The sequence below is a fragment of the Mycolicibacterium xanthum genome (assembly GCF_019710635.1).
Classification (GTDB): domain Bacteria; phylum Actinomycetota; class Actinomycetes; order Mycobacteriales; family Mycobacteriaceae; genus Mycobacterium; species Mycobacterium xanthum.
The window spans coordinates 24,328-39,188 of record NZ_JAIFZS010000027.1 but is presented as its reverse complement, the minus strand read 5'-3'; the positions used below and the strand labels follow the sequence as shown (position 1 = coordinate 39,188).

Annotated in this window: 13 protein-coding genes; 6 read left to right on the top strand and 7 right to left on the bottom strand. The window is 69.8% G+C overall.

What is annotated here, in order from left to right; translation table 11 throughout:
- Positions 1 to 12: 12 nt before the first annotated feature.
- Positions 13 to 312 carry a hypothetical protein gene (locus JDV09_RS12330; RefSeq protein ID WP_221369418.1) on the bottom strand — a complete coding sequence of 100 codons (300 nt, stop codon included), beginning with the start codon at positions 310 to 312 and terminating at the stop codon, positions 13 to 15.
- A gap of 14 nt (positions 313 to 326) precedes the next feature.
- On the bottom strand, positions 327 to 551 hold the full coding sequence (locus JDV09_RS12325; protein ID WP_221369417.1) for a hypothetical protein: 225 nt from the start codon (positions 549 to 551) through the stop codon (positions 327 to 329).
- A gap of 80 nt (positions 552 to 631) precedes the next feature.
- Between JDV09_RS12325 and JDV09_RS12320 the strand changes: the two genes are divergently transcribed.
- Together JDV09_RS12320 and ilvA are read left to right on the top strand one after the other, a co-directional pair.
- Entirely contained in the window at positions 632 to 1,069 is a 438-nt protein-coding gene (locus JDV09_RS12320) for a nitroreductase family deazaflavin-dependent oxidoreductase (protein ID WP_221369416.1), read from the top strand.
- A 42-nt stretch (positions 1,070 to 1,111) separates the two neighbouring features.
- Complete coding sequence (ilvA, locus tag JDV09_RS12315; protein WP_221369415.1) at positions 1,112 to 2,401, top strand: threonine ammonia-lyase IlvA; 1,290 nt, start codon at positions 1,112 to 1,114, stop codon at positions 2,399 to 2,401.
- Here ilvA and JDV09_RS12310 read toward each other — a convergent pair.
- From JDV09_RS12310 to sucT, 5 genes are read right to left on the bottom strand one after another with little or no spacing between them, the layout of a single operon-like run.
- Positions 2,389 to 2,664 carry a hypothetical protein gene (locus JDV09_RS12310; RefSeq protein ID WP_221369414.1) on the bottom strand — a complete coding sequence of 92 codons (276 nt, stop codon included), beginning with the start codon at positions 2,662 to 2,664 and terminating at the stop codon, positions 2,389 to 2,391. The genes ilvA and JDV09_RS12310 overlap by 13 nt on opposite strands.
- Before the next feature lie 49 nt (positions 2,665 to 2,713).
- Complete coding sequence (gene treZ / locus JDV09_RS12305; RefSeq protein ID WP_221369413.1) at positions 2,714 to 4,498, bottom strand: malto-oligosyltrehalose trehalohydrolase; 1,785 nt, start codon at positions 4,496 to 4,498, stop codon at positions 2,714 to 2,716.
- Positions 4,491 to 6,791, bottom strand: a complete 2,301-nt coding sequence (gene treY, locus JDV09_RS12300) for a malto-oligosyltrehalose synthase (RefSeq protein WP_221369412.1) — start codon at positions 6,789 to 6,791, stop codon at positions 4,491 to 4,493. Before treY ends, treZ begins: the two co-directional genes overlap by 8 nt.
- Before the next feature lie 3 nt (positions 6,792 to 6,794).
- Positions 6,795 to 8,939, bottom strand: a complete 2,145-nt coding sequence (gene glgX, locus JDV09_RS12295; RefSeq protein WP_221369411.1) for a glycogen debranching protein GlgX — start codon at positions 8,937 to 8,939, stop codon at positions 6,795 to 6,797.
- Complete coding sequence (gene sucT, locus JDV09_RS12290) at positions 8,939 to 11,137, bottom strand: acetyltransferase SucT (protein ID WP_221369410.1); 2,199 nt, start codon at positions 11,135 to 11,137, stop codon at positions 8,939 to 8,941. Before sucT ends, glgX begins: the two co-directional genes overlap by 1 nt.
- Before the next feature lie 23 nt (positions 11,138 to 11,160).
- On the opposite strand from sucT, the gene JDV09_RS12285 reads away from it, so the two are divergent.
- From JDV09_RS12285 to JDV09_RS12270, 4 genes are read left to right on the top strand one after another with little or no spacing between them, the layout of a single operon-like run.
- Entirely contained in the window at positions 11,161 to 12,462 is a 1,302-nt protein-coding gene (locus JDV09_RS12285; RefSeq protein ID WP_221369409.1) for an adenosylmethionine--8-amino-7-oxononanoate transaminase, read from the top strand.
- A 41-nt stretch (positions 12,463 to 12,503) separates the two neighbouring features.
- The gene (locus tag JDV09_RS12280) at positions 12,504 to 13,658 is read left to right on the top strand and encodes an 8-amino-7-oxononanoate synthase (protein WP_221369408.1); all 1,155 of its coding nucleotides are present in this window, start codon (positions 12,504 to 12,506) and stop codon (positions 13,656 to 13,658) included.
- Complete coding sequence (gene bioD / locus JDV09_RS12275) at positions 13,655 to 14,335, top strand: dethiobiotin synthase (RefSeq protein ID WP_221369407.1); 681 nt, start codon at positions 13,655 to 13,657, stop codon at positions 14,333 to 14,335. The genes JDV09_RS12280 and bioD overlap by 4 nt, the downstream gene beginning before the upstream one ends.
- On the top strand, positions 14,335 to 14,856 hold the full coding sequence (locus JDV09_RS12270) for a 2'-5' RNA ligase family protein (RefSeq protein ID WP_221369406.1): 522 nt from the start codon (positions 14,335 to 14,337) through the stop codon (positions 14,854 to 14,856). Before bioD ends, JDV09_RS12270 begins: the two co-directional genes overlap by 1 nt.
- The last annotated feature ends 5 nt before the right edge of the window (positions 14,857 to 14,861 follow it).

Genomic DNA, 14,861 nt, shown 5'->3' with positions numbered 1-14,861 from the left:
GGTGAAGCGCAGCTAGGCCTCCCGGGCGGCCTCGAGTTGGATTCCGCGCTTGGCCAGGGCCTCGGTGGCGCCGGGGGAGAGGGCGAAGTTCAGGCAGGCGCTGACCGGGATGCCCGCGGTGATCAGCGCATCGACGGCCTCGTTGAAGTCCGGGCGGCGCTCGTCGGTCAGCGCCCGTTGTGCGCCGGCGAACACGAAGACCTCCAGCGAGACGCCACGTCCGGCGGCGACCTCATGCATGCGGCGGGTCACCGTGGTCGCGCCGATCAGCGAGTCGGTGTCCGCGCGGACGATGTTGATGACGGTCTTCATCAAAGATGTCGAGATCAGCCCCGGTGCGGCAGGACGCGAAGCGCGATCCAGGCCAGCGTTGCGACCCCGGTGCCGGCGAGCACCGCCGGGCCCGCGGACATGGTGGCGACGGCGACCACGCCGAAGACCAGCAGGCCGACCAGCAGTGCGATGACCTTGTAGGTGGGCCAGGCCACCCCGGCGATGGACACCGTCGCGGATGGAACCGAAGTGACGTGGAATCGTCCGGCGGTGGTCATGAAGCGACGATAGCTCGTGGCAAAGATTTCGGCTAGCCGAAACACCGAATTTGGGTGCGCGATTTCGCTAGTCTGGCTAGATGCCTCTCACCGGAGATTATGAACCCAGCACGCTGGATTGGGCCCGCGAAAACGCCGAAGAGTACATGGAATCCGGCGGCACCAGGGGCACCGAGCTCAAGGGCAGACCGGTCATCCTGCTCACCACGATCGGCGCCAAGACCGGCAAGATCCGCAAGACGCCGTTGATGCGGGTCGAACACGGCGGCGAGTACGCCGTGGTGGCCTCGCTGGGCGGCGCGCCGAAGAACCCGGTCTGGTACCACAACGTCAAAGCCCACCCCCGCGTCGAGCTGCAGGACGGGACGACGACCGGCGACTACGAAGCGCGCGAGGTGTTCGACGGCGAGAGGGCGCTCTGGTGGGAGCGCGCGGTGGCCACCTGGCCCGACTACGCCGACTACCAGACCAAGACCGACCGCCAGATCCCGGTGTTCGTGCTGACGCCGGTCGGCTGAGCCGGTTTTTGCCGCCGGGGCCTGCGGTGGCACCATTGTTCGGTGTCCGCTGAGCTGAGCCATGGCCCCCGCATCGATCCCGCCGCGCCGCTACGCGCCGCGGACATCGACGAGGCCGCTCGGCGAATTTCCGGTGTGGTCTCCCAGACCCCGCTGCAGTTCAGCGATCGGCTCTCGGAGATCACCGGCGCGCAGGTCTACCTCAAGCGCGAGGATCTGCAGGCGGTGCGCTCCTACAAGCTGCGGGGTGCCTACAACCTGCTGATGCAGCTCAGCCCCGAAGAGAAGGCCGCCGGGGTGGTGTGCTCGTCGGCGGGCAACCACGCGCAGGGTTTCGCGCTGGCGTGCCGGTCGATGGCCGTGCACGGCCGGGTATACGTGCCCGCCAAGACGCCGAAGCAGAAGCGCGACCGGATCCGCTATCACGGCGGTGACTTCATCGAGCTGATCGTCGGGGGCAAGACCTACGACATGGCGGCCGCGGCCGCGGCCGACGACGTGGCCCGCACCGGCGCCACGCTGGTGCCCCCCTACGACGACGTCCGCACCATGGCCGGGCAGGGCACCATCGCGGTGGAGATCCTCGACCAGCTCGGCGCCGAACCCGACCTGGTGGTCGTCCCGGTCGGTGGCGGCGGATGCATCAGCGGCGTCACCACCTACCTCGCCGAGCGCACCGCGACCACGTCGGTCCTCGGCGTGGAGCCCGCCGGGGCGGCGGCACTGGTGGCCGCGCTGGCCAGCGGGGAGCCGGTCAACCTCGAGCACGTCGACCAGTTCGTCGACGGCGCGGCGGTCGCGCGCGTCGGCACGATGCCGTTCGCCGCGCTGTCGGCGGCCGGGGACATGGTGTCGATTACGACGGTCGACGAGGGTGCGGTGTGCACCGCGATGCTCGACCTCTACCAGAACGAGGGCATCATCGCCGAGCCGGCCGGCGCGCTGTCGGTCACCGCGCTACCCGACGCCGACATCGAGCCCGGCTCCACCGTGGTGTGCCTGATCTCGGGTGGCAACAACGACGTCTCCCGGTACGGCGAGGTGCTGGAGCGCTCGCTGGTGCACCTGGGTCTCAAGCACTATTTTCTGGTCGACTTCCCGCAGGAGCCGGGCGCGCTGCGGCGTTTCCTCGACGAGGTGCTCGGGCCCAACGACGACATCACGCTGTTCGAGTACGTCAAGCGCAACAACCGGGAGACCGGCGAAGCGCTGGTCGGCATCGAGATGGGTGCGGCCTCGGACCTGGAGGGCCTGCTGGCCCGGATGCGTGCCTCCGAATGCCACGTCGAGCTGCTCGAGCCGGGGTCGCCGACGTACCGCTACCTGACCTGAGCACGGTGCGCCCGCGCCGCCACCAGCAGCACCGCGGTGACGGCGATCGCCGCCGGCGCCGCGAAGTCGGTCAGTGTCAGCGTGCCCTGTCCGGCGGTCAGCACGGCGGCGGCGACCGCGGTGAGCACCAGTGCGCTCGAGATGATCCCGGTCACGATCGCGGCGTCGGCCGCCGTCGCGGGGTTCGCCGGTGCGGCCATGGCCGCATCTGGGCGCGTCTGCCACCCGGTGTCGGCGTAGACGAGGCGGGCGGTGACGACCATCGCGATCACCACCGCGCCGGTGATCGGTGAACCTCCGGCACCGGCGATGTTACGGCGCTTCGGTCGCGATTCCGTTCTCGCGCGTGCGGAGCACGGCGACGCCGTGGCCGGGCAGTCGGGTGGATCGGTCGCCGAGGATCGGCTCGCCCCAGGCCAACAGCACCGAACCGGCCACCGGGATGTCGGCGGGCCCGGCACCGAGGTTGCACACCACGGCCACCGCGCCACGGTGCATGACCATCCACTGCCGGTCCTCGTCGTAGTCGATGCGAAGGTGGTCCAGCCACGGATCGGCCATGTCGGGTTCGCTGCGGCGCAGTGCGATCAGGGCGCGGTAGAACTCCAGCAGCCGGGCATGGTCGCCCTCGGTCACCTCGGCCCAGTTCAGCTTGGAGCGCAGGAAGGTCTCGGGATCCTGCGGGTCGGGGATCTCATCGGCGTCCCAGCCGTGTTCGGCGAACTCCCGCTTGCGCCCCTCGGCGGTGGCCCGGCCGAGCTCGGGCTCGGGGTGGGAGCTGAAGAACTGGAACGGCGAGGACGAGGCCCATTCCTCGCCCATGAACAGCATCGCCGTATAGGGCGATCCGAGTGCCAGGGCGGCCTTGATGGCGAGCTGGCCGGTGGACAGGTTCTGCGACGGGCGGTCGCCGACGGCGCGGTTGCCCACCTGGTCGTGGGTCAGCGTGTAGGCCAGCAGCCGGGTGGCCGGAATGGTGGCGGTGTCCAGCGGGCGGCCGTGTCGACGCTGCCGGAACGACGAGTAGGTGCCGGCGTGGAAGTACCCGTTCCGCAGGGTCTGCGCCAGGGTCTGCAGGGTGCCGAAATCGTGGTAATAGCCCTGTCTTTCGCCGGAGACGGCCGAGTGGATGGCGTGGTGGATGTCGTCGTCCCACTGCGCGGTCAGACCGAGGCCGCCCGCGGCGCGGGGGGTGATCAGCCGCGGGTCGTTGAGGTCGCTCTCGGCGATCAGCGACAGCGGCCGGCCGACGTCGGCGGCTAGGTCGTCGGTCTCTGCCGAGAGCTCCTCGAGCAGATGGTGGGCGGTGGTGTCGACCAGTGCGTGCACCGCATCCAACCGCAACCCGTCGACGTGGAACTCGCGCATCCAGCGCAGTGCGCAGTCGACGATGTAGCGCCGCACCGGGTCGGCGCCCGCGCCGGAGATGTTGATCGACTCGCCCCACGGGTTGGAGCCGCCGGACAGGTACGGGCCGAACTCCGGCAGGTAGTTGCCGGACGGCCCGAGATGGTTGAACACCGCGTCGACGAGCACGCCCAGTCCCCGGCCGTGGCACGCGTCGACGAGCCGGACCAGGCCGTCCGGCCCGCCGTAGGGTTCGTGCACCGCGTACCACAGCACGCCGTCGTAGCCCCAGCCGTGCGTGCCGCCGAACGCGTTGACCGGCATGACCTCGACGAAGTCGACGCCGAGATCGACCAGATAGTCGAGTTTTTCGATCGCCGAGTCGAAGGTGCCGTCCGCGGTGAACGTCCCGATGTGCAGCTCGTAGATCACCGCGCCCTCGATGGAGCGGCCCGGCCAGTCGTCGTCGGTCCATGCACCGTCGCGCGGGTGCCACAGCTGGGACCGCCCGTGCACCCCGTCGGGTTGGCGGGCAGAACGCGGGTCGGGCAATACCTTGGGATTGTCGTCCAGCACAAAGCCGTAGCGGGCCTGCGGGCCGGCGGCGACCACGGCGCGCCACCACCCGTCGTCATCACGGGCCATCGGGTACAGGTCGCCATCGAGGTCGAGTCGGACGCGTTCGGGCCGTGGCGCCCAGACGACGAATTCGTGTTCACCCGGCTGAGCCGGCAGTCGGGGATCAGCCATCGGCACGCACCAGCAGCGCGACGGGCAGTTCGGCGAACAGGTCGCTCGCGAGGACGGGGCCGGACCGGGTCACGCCGGACAACAGATCGGTCCACGAACCGTCCGGAATCGCTACGACCGTGTTGTCCCAGCCGTTTTCGCCCAGCCGCACGGTCCACCGGCTGACAGCCACCAGTACGTCCTCGCCACGCCGGAACGCCACGACGTGCTCGGCGGCCGAACCTGCGGAATAGACCGGGTAGTGGCCGCCCGAGAGGAACGTTTCGGGTCGGTCGCGGCGCAGCCGCAATGCTGCACACACGACGCGCATCTTCGGGTGCGTCATGTCGGCCAGCGCGGCACGGCGCTCGTTGTAGTCCACCGCCCGCCGGTTGTCCGGGTCGACGAGGCTGTCCTCCCACAGTTCGGTGCCCTGGTAGACATCCGGTATTCCAGGTGCGGTCAGCGAGATCAGCTTCTGTCCCAGGGCATCGGAGTGCGCATGGGGTGACAACCGGTCCAGCAGCGCGGTCAACTCCGTCGCGACGGGACCGTCGAGGATCGCGTCGAGCCACGTGTGCACCGCGGCCTCGAATTCGGTGTCCGGGTCGTTCCAGCCGGTGTGCAGCCCGGCCTCGCGCGTCGCTTTCTCGGCGTAGGCATGTAGCCGCTCGCGCAGTTCGGCGTCGACGGGGCCGTCGGTGGGCCACACGCCGAAGATGTTCTGCAGCAGGAACATCGCGGTGGTCGCATCCGGACACGGTGTGCTGCGCTGCCAACCGTGCACCAGCTCCGACCACAGCGACGGCACCTGGGACAGCACCCCGATGCGGGCCCGGACATCTTCGCCCCGCTTGGTGTCATGGGTGCTCAGGGCCGTCATGGTGGCAGGCCACAGCGCGGCCCGCACCGCGGCTCGACGATGGAATTCCGCTGCGCTGACCCCGAAACGCTCCGGCTCGCCGCCGACCTCGTTGAGCGACACCAGTCGCGCATCCCGGTAGAACAGGCAGTCCTCCATCGCCTTGGCGGTGGCCGCGCCACACAGCTGCTGCAGTCGCGCATCGACTTCGCCAGACCGGGTCAACGCCGAGGACAGCAACTCCAACGGGGCCGCCGATTCGGGTTCCGCGGCGATGGTGTCTGCGATCGCGACCGACAGCACCTGTGACAAAGACAGGTAGTCGCAGCGGTACACGCCGATGCGACTGAGCAGCGCCGACACCGCTGTTGGGAGCTGCTCGTGATCGGCGCCGACCGCCATCACGATCGCCCGGCGCAGGCGTGCCAATTCGCTGGCGAGGGTTCCGGTGACGGCTGCCACCTTGAGTAAACGGGCCTCGACCGCGGTGTCGGAGTGGTCGACTCCGGCCGCCTTCACCAACGCGGTCAGCGCCTCCGCCCCGGTCGGGTCGACGAAGACGCCGCCGGCCTCGCGCAGCGCGTCGTAGCCGGTGGTGCCCGCCACCGGCAGGCTGGGGTCCAACGGTTCGTCGACGGCCAGGATCTTCTCGATGACGATCCACGCCTCCGGGCCCGCGAGTTCCCGCAGCCAAACCAGATAGCCTGCGGGGTCGGACAATCCGTCCGGGTGGTCGATGCGGATCCCGTCCACCAGGTCCTCGGCGAACCAGCGGCCCACCTCGGCGTGGGTGGCGTCGAACACCGCCCGGTCCTCCTGACGCAGGCCGGCCAGCGACGTGATGGAGAAGAACCGGCGGTAGCCGCAGACATTGTTGCGCCAACCGACCAGTCGGTAATGCTGACGGTCGTGGACCTCCGGGCCCGCAGCGCCGTCGTCGGCGGTGCCGGGACAGATCGGGAAGCGCAGGTCGCCGAGCCGCAACGAGTCGCCGTCGACGACGAGGTCGGCCGCGTCACCGTCGGAACCCAGTGCCGGCAACACGATTCGGCCGTCCGGATCCAGTGTCCAGTCGATGTCGAAGTAGGAGGCGTACGCCGATTGCCGTCCGTGCGTCAGCAGATCCCACCACCAGCGGTTCTGCGCCGGCGGGTCGACCCCTACGTGGTTGGGCACGATGTCGACGATCACGCCGAGCCCCGCCGACTTCGCGGCGGAGACGAGCTGCCCGAAACCCTCGGCACCGCCGAGTTCGGCCGACACGGTCGTGGGGTCGGTCACGTCGTAGCCGTGGCTGGAGCCCTCGGTGGCGGTCAGGATGGGGGACAGGTACAGGTGTGATACCCCGAGGTCGGCGAGGTAGTCGACGAGCCCGGCGGCATCGGCGAAGGTGAACGCCCCGCCACTGGCCGGACCCCGCATCTGGAGCCGGTAGGTCGACAGGACCGCCATCGGTCAGGCGGTCTTGCGCAGCACGAGCAGCGACCGGGGCGCGACGGAGATCTTGTCTCCGGCGGCCATCGTCTGCCCGTTGGCGCCGGTGGGGTCGGCGGTGTCGAGGTCGGCGACCCACTCCTGGGCGTAGCCCTCGGGCATGACGAAGTCCACCGGCCTGCCGTGGGCGTTGAAGCAGAGCAGGAACGAATCGTCGACGACCCGCTCGCCCCGTGCGCTGGAATTCGGGATGGCCTCTCCGTTGAGGAAGACGCCGACGGACTTGAATCCCGAGCCCCAGTCCTCGGAGGTCATCTCGGTGCCCGATGCCTTCAGCCAGGCGATGTCGCCGACATGCCCGCTGGTGCGCAACGGTTTGCCCTCGAAGAACCGCCGCCGCCGGAACACCGGGTGTTCCTTGCGGAATTTGACCACCTTGCGGGTGAATTCGAGCAGGTCGGCGTTGGTCTCGCACAGCGACCAGTCCATCCAGGACAACTCGGAGTCCTGGCAGTAGACGTTGTTGTTGCCGCGCTGGGTTCGTCCGATCTCGTCACCGTGCGCGATCATCGGGGTGCCCTGCGAGAGCATCAACGTGGCCAGGATGTTGCGCATCTGCCTGCCGCGCAACTCCAGGATCTCCGGTACATCGGTGGGTCCCTCGACGCCGCAGTTCCACGACCGGTTGTGGCTCTCGCCGTCGCGGTTGTCCTCGCCGTTGGCCGCGTTGTGCTTCTCGTTGTAGGACACCAGGTCATTGAGGGTGAAGCCGTCATGGCAGGTGACGAAGTTGATGCTGGCGCTGGGCCGACGGCCGGTCGCCTCGTACAGATCCGACGACCCGGTCAGCCGGGACGCGAACTCACCCAGGGTTGCGGGCTCGCCCCGCCAGTAATCACGCACAGTGTCGCGGTATTTCCCGTTCCACTCGGTCCACAAACCTGGGAAGTTCCCGACCTGGTAGCCGCCCTCGCCGATGTCCCATGGTTCGGCGATGAGCTTGACCTGGCTGACCACCGGGTCCTGCTGCACCAGGTCGAAGAACGCGGACAGCCGGTCGACGTCGTAGAACTCGCGGGCCAGCGTGGCGGCCAGGTCGAACCGGAACCCGTCGACGCGCATCTCGATCACCCAGTAGCGCAGTGAGTCCATGATCAGCTGCAGGGTGTGCGGGTGGCGGGCGTTGAGGCTGTTGCCGGTGCCGGTGAAGTCCTTGTAGTAGCGTGGGTCGCCGTCGAGCAGCCGGTAGTAGGCGGCGTTGTCGATACCGCGGAAGTTGATCGTCGGGCCCAGGTGGTTGCCCTCGGCGGTGTGGTTGTAGACCACGTCGAGGATGACCTCGATGCCCGCCTCGTGGAACGCCCGCACCATCGACTTGAACTCGGCGACCGCGCCGCCGGCATGCTTGGATGCGGCGTACTGTGCCTGCGGCGCGAAGAATCCGAAGGTGTTGTACCCCCAGTAATTTCGCAGGCCGAGGTCCAGCAGCCGGTGGTCGTGCAGGAACTGGTGCACCGGCATCAGCTCGATGGCGGTGACGCCGAGCGCCTTGAGGTGGTCGATGATCACCGGATGCGCCAGCCCGGCATAGGTGCCCCGCAGCTCCTCGGGGACGCCGGGATGCGACTGCGTCATGCCCTTGACATGCGCCTCGTAGATCACCGTCTCGTGATACGGCGTGCTGGGGGCCCGGTCGGAGCCCCACTGGAAGAACGGGTTGATCACGACGCTGGTCATGGTGTGGCCGAGCGAGTCGATCTGCGGCGGCACCCCGCCGGTGACCAGGTCGTCGGCCTGCAGGTCGTAGGAGAACAGCGCCTGGGTGAACGCGAAATCGCCGTGAAAGGACTTGCCGTAGGGATCGAGCAGCAGCTTGCTCGGGTCGCAACGGTGCCCGGCCGACGGGTTCCACGGTCCGTGCACCCGGTAGCCGTACCGCTGCCCGGGCGTGACGGTGGGCAGGTAGCAGTGCCAGACGTAGCCGTCGACCTCGTCGAGCTCGATGCGGTGCTCGCGGCCGTCCTTGCCGATCAGGCACAGCTCGACGCGTTCGGCGACCTCGGAGAACAGCGAGAAGTTCGTCCCCGCACCGTCATAGGTCGCGCCGAGGGGGTAGGCGGCCCCCGGCCATACGGTGGGTATGGACGGCGGTTCGAGTGAGGCCATCAGGTGGTCCACCAGCCGGTGATGGCGGCGATCTGGCGGCCCAGCTCGTTGGCCATGGTGCGCATGTACGTGGCCGAGATGTGATGAGAGTCGTGGTAGATCAGCACATTTCCCTCCACTGCACGGCATTCGTCCGCACGGCATATCGCATCGGTCATGTCCAGGGGCTTGAGGTTGGGAAATCGGCTGACGAAGGCCAGGGTGGGGTTGCGGTCCGACAGCGCCTCCGACCGGTGCATGCCGCAGGAGACCGCGTCACCACCGTCGGCGAGGCAGTCCCGCGGCCGGAACGGGTCGCGGTCCTCGTCGAGGATCCACGGGGTGTCGCGCATCGCGAGCACCTGGATGTCATTGTCGTAGAACTGCTGCCAGATGCCGATGTAGGTGGCCGGCATCACATCGCCGTCCTTGATGTTCCACGGCCTCGTCGACGTGGTGAACACATAGTCGGGCCGCTCGGCGATCAGCTTGGACATCACCTTCAGGTTCCAGACATGGCAGTCCGGGTCACGTCGGGTGGATCCCATGATCAACGGTGCCTTCTCGGTGGTCAGCGGACAGCCCATCTTCAGGTAGGTCACCACCTTGAAGTGGTGCATCCGACCGAGCAGGTCCAGCGCGGTGATCCAGTGCTCGGCGTGCGATCCGCCGGCCAGCGCGATGGTGCGGTCGGCGTCCTTGTCGCCGTAGGTGCAGTTGATGACGCTGACGTTGTCGAAGTCGCTGATGCAACCCTCGGTGGTGGAGATCGGCAGGTCGTCCTCGGCCTCCAAGACCGTCGGGCGCATCGGCAGCTTGGGCACCCTGGCGTGGTCGAGCAGCGCCCGCGCGCCCGGGTAGTCGCTGTAGGACAACCCGGCCAGTTCCTTGCCGTTGGCACGCAGCACGGTCACGTGCTCGCGCCAGGTGAACGACGTCGCGGTCAGCGCGACCCCGAGCAGTGCGACGGTGGAGCCGAGCACGATCGTCGGCCTGCGCAGCCGGGCCCGCAGCGGCGCCGAGGTGACCGGCGCGGTGGCCGTCGCCGCGCTGCGGGTACGCAGCGGGTCCTCGACGTAGCGGGTGGTCAGCCAGGCCAGCGCGCCGGACACCAACAGGATCGCCGAACCCTCGAGGAAGTCGACGCGGGTATTGCCGGTGTAGACGAGGTAGAAGATCAACAGCGGCCAGTGCCACAGGTACAGCGAGTACGCCATGGCGCCCAGCGACATGAACGCCTTGGTGCCCAGCAGGCGGTTCGGCGCCGGGATGCGGCCCTGCGTATGCGGGTCGGCATACCGGTTGGCCGCCGACAGGATGAACAGCAGGGCCGCGCCGACCGGTACCAGCGCCCAGGGACCGGGGAACTCCTTGACCCCGTCGATGAGCGCACCGCAGGACAGGATGGCGGCCAGCGCCACCACCGCGAGGGTGGTGCGCAGCCACATCGGGCAGCGGAAATACGGGACCAGTGCGCCGACCAGCACGCCGACCAACAGCTCCCATGCCCGCGCGAAGCTGTTGTAGTAGGCGGTGGCCTGATCGGCGTTGTGGGCGATGATCGCGTACACGAACGAGGCGATGGTCAGCGCGCTGAGCAACACCAGGAACGCCGTCCGCATGTGCCTGCCGAACGACCGGAACAGGAACGCCGACAGCAGGACCAGCGCCAGGAAGGCGATGTAGAACTGCCCCTGCACCGACATCGACCAGATGTGCTGCAGCGGACTGACGGCCTCGCCGGCGCGCAGATAGTCCGACGCGGAGTTGGCCAACTCCCAGTTCTGGTAGTAGCCGAGGCTGGCCAGGCTCTGGTCGGCGAAGGTCTCCCAGCGGGTCTCCGGCTGGATCAGGATGGTCAGTACCGCCGCGGCGGCCAGCACCACGACCAGTGCGGGCAGCAGCCGCCGGATCAGCCGGGTGATCTCCGGCACCGGCTTCAGCGATGCCCCGGGGGTGAGCGCGCCGCGCAACAGCCGCCCGCCGAAGAAGAACCCGGACAGCACCAGGAAGACGTCGACGCCGCCGGACACCCGCCCGAACCAGACGTGGAACACCGCCACCAGCGCGATCGCGACGCCCCGGAGGCCGTCGAGGTCGTGCCGGTAGAAGCCCGATGTGCGGGTTCCCATGCGCGTGCCGGCGACAGGCGTCGCGGCAGACGAGGATCGGCCCGGGTCGGTCGAGGCCGCCGGCCGGGCAGGGGCGAGGGTCAACATGATCGACGGTTAATCTACCGAAGGTGTCTGCGTTGACGCCCGCCGAGATCAGCGCCATCGACGCCGCGCACATCTGGCATCCGTACAGTCCGATCGGCCCCGGGGCGCTCGCGCCGGTGGTGGCGGTGGGTGCGCGCGGGGCCCGGCTGACCCTTGTTCACCAGGGGCGCAACGTCGAGGTGCTGGATGCGATGGCCTCCTGGTGGACCGCCGTGCACGGGCACGGCCACCCGGTGCTGGACGCGGCGATCACCCGTCAGCTCGCCACTATGAACCACGTCATGTTCGGCGGGTTGACCCACGAACCCGCCGCGCGGCTGGCCCAGCTGCTGGTGGAGGTGACCCCGGACGGGCTGGAGACCGTGTTCTTCAGCGATTCGGGATCGGTGTCGGTCGAGGTCGCGGTCAAGATGGCCCTGCAGTACTGGCGGTGCACCGGCCGACCGGGCAAGCACCGGCTGATGACGTGGCGCGGCGGCTACCACGGCGACACGTTCACCCCGATGAGCGTGTGCGATCCCGACGGCGGCATGCACGAGCTGTGGACCGGGAAGAACTCCCTGCTGGCCGATCAGGTCTTCGCGCCGCCGGTGCCGTCGGCCTACGACCCCGGCTACGCCGAGGCATTCGAGGAGCGGCTCGTCGAGCACGCCGACGAGCTCGCCGCGGTCATCGTCGAACCGGTCGTGCAGGGCGCGGGCGGCATGCGGTTCCACGACCCGCGCTACCTGGTCGACCTGCGCCGGATGTGCAACGAGCACGGCGTGCTGTTGATCTTCGACGAGATCGCGACCGGGTTCGGCCGCACCGGAGCCCTGTTCGCCGCCGACCACGCCGGCGTCGGCCCCGACATCATGTGCGTCGGCAAGGCGCTGACCGGGGGCTACCTGACGCTGGCCGCGACCCTGTGCACCCGGCGCGTGGCCGCGGCGATCAGTGACAACCCGCCGGGCGCGTTGATGCACGGCCCGACGTTCATGGCCAACGCGCTGGCCTGCGCAGTCAGCGTCGCGTCGGTGGAGCTGCTGCTCGGCGGCGACTGGTCGGCCCGGGTGGGTGCCATCGAGGCCGGTCTGACCGCGGGCCTGGCACCTGCGGCGGCGCTGCCCAACGTCGTCGACGTCCGGGTGCTCGGCGCGATCGGGGTGCTCGAGGTGGACCGCCCGGTCGACCTGGGCATCGCGACACCGGTGGCTATCGAGCACGGGGTGTGGCTGCGGCCGTTCCGCAACCTGATCTACGTCATGCCGCCCTACATCTGCACCGGGTCGGAGACGGCCGAGATCACCTCGGCGATGATCGCGGTGGCGCGTGCTCTAACCTGAACGGTGTTCAAGAACGTTCCGCACCACCGCCGAGGAGCACCGTGACGCACGTCGGTACGCCGTCCCGCCTGGCCCCGTTGGCCTGGCTCGACGAGGTCGAAGCGCAACGGCGTGCCGCCGGTTTGCGCCGGTCGCTGCGCACCCGCCCGCCGGTGGGCGCGGAGTTGGACCTGGCCTCGAACGACTACCTGGGCCTGTCCCAGCACCCCCGCGTCATCGACGGCGGCGTGCAGGCCCTGCGCACCTGGGGTGCCGGCTCGACCGGCTCGAGGCTGGTCACCGGCAACACCGAGCTGCACCAGGCGTTCGAGGACGAGCTCGCCGCGTTCGTCGGAGCGGAGTCGGCGCTGGTGTTCTCGTCGGGCTACACGGCGAACCTGGGCGCGGTCGTGTCGCTGTCCGGGCCCGGCTCCCTGCTGGTCTCGGATGCGCTGACCCACGCGTCGCTGGTCGACGCATGCCGGCTGGCACGGGCCCGCGTCGTGGTCACCCCGCACGCCGATGTCTCGGCGGTGGAGGCGGCGCTGGCGCGCCGCGACGAGCAACGCGCCGCGGTGGTGACCGACTCGGTGTTCTCCGCCGACGGTGACCTCGCGCCGCTGCGCGAGCTGCACGAGGTGTGCGGTAGGCATGGCGCGCTGCTGATCGTGGACGAAGCCCACGGGCTCGGCGTGCGCGGCACCGGCGGCCGGGGTCTGCTTCACGAGGTCGGCCTGGCCGGTGCGCCCGACGTGGTGATGACGACGACGATGTCCAAGGCGCTGGGCAGCCAGGGCGGCGTGGTGCTGGGACCGGCGGCGGTGCGGGCCCACCTGATCGACGCGGCCCGCCCGTTCATCTTCGACACCGGCCTGGCGCCCGCGGCCGTCGGCGCCGCACGCGCCGCGCTGCAGGTGCTGATCGACGAACCCGGGCGGGCGCAGCGGGTGCTCGACCGGGCCGGCGCGCTGGCCGAGATGTGTGATGTCGCCGAGGTTCCGGCCTCGGCGGTGGTGTCGGTGATCCTCGGGGAGCCCGAGGTCGCGCTGGCCGCGGCCGCGGCGTGCCTGGATCGTGGGGTGCGGGTCGGCTGCTTCCGCCCGCCCACCGTCCCCGCCGGCACCTCCCGGCTGCGGCTGACCGCCCGCGCCTCGCTGTCCGACGACGAGATGTCGCTGGCCCGCGAGGTGCTGACCGCGGTGCTGTCACCGGCGTGAGCGTCCTCGTCGTCACCGGAACCGATACCGGCGTCGGCAAGACGGTCGCCACCGCCGCGCTGGCGTGCCATGCCCGGCTCGCGGGCATCGACGTCGCGGTGTGCAAACCGGTGCAGACCGGGACGGCCGACGGCGACGACGATCTGGCCGAGGTGGCCCGGCTGTCCGGGGTGTCCGACCTGCACCGGCTGGCAGGCTTTCCCGAGCCGTTGGCGCCGCGCGCCGCCGCCGAGCGGGCCGGTGCGGAGTTGCCCGGCCGTGCGGCGTTCGCCGAGCTGGTCGCGCGGGTGGACCGGCCCGGACGGCTGACCCTGGTCGAGGGTGCCGGCGGTCTGCTGGTCGAGATCGGCGCGGGCGGGGTGACCCTGCGGGACGTCGCCGCCGACCTGGGCGCGGCCGTTCTGACGGTGGTGGCGCCCGGCCTGGGCACGCTCAACCACACCGCCCTGACGCTGGAGGCGCTGGCGGCCCGGGCCGTGCCCAGCGCCGGGCTGGTGATCGGCGCGTGGCCGGCCCGGCCCGGTGTCGCCGAGACGGACAACCGCGAGGCCCTGGCCCGGCTGGCCCCGGTGCGCGCCGCGTTGCCCGCGGGTATCGGGTCACTGGGCGCCACCGATTTCGAGCGGATCAGCGCCCTGGCCTTCGATCGGTCGTGGGTCGAAAGCCTCGTCGGCTGATGGCCCACTCGGTGGAGCTGGTTTTCGATCCCGGCACGGAGGAATCGATCCGGCGGATCTGGGATGACCTGCGCGAGGCCGGAATCCCCAGTCAGGCACCGCGGAGTCGGCCCCACACGACACTGACGGTGGCCGAACTCATCGATCCCGACGTAGAGGCGCTGCTTGCACCGTTGGCGACCAGATTGCCCGTGCCGTGCCGGATCGGCGCGCCGGTGGTGTTCGGCCGGGGCAAAATGGTGCTCGCGCGGCTGCTGGTGCCGACTCCCGAGCTGCTCGACATTCACGCCGAGGTACACCGGATCTGCCTTCCCTACCTGCATCCCGGACCGATGGCCAACGCCCTGCCGGGGCAGTGGACCGGCCACGTCACGGTGGCGCGCCGAATCGAGCCGGCTGTGTTGGGCCGCGCCGTGCGGATCGCCGGGAGGCCGACGGACATCGACGGCAGCGTGGTCGGGTTGCGCCGCTGGGACGGTGGGTCGAAAACCGAGTTTCGGATCGGGGCCGCACCACGCTGAGGCGC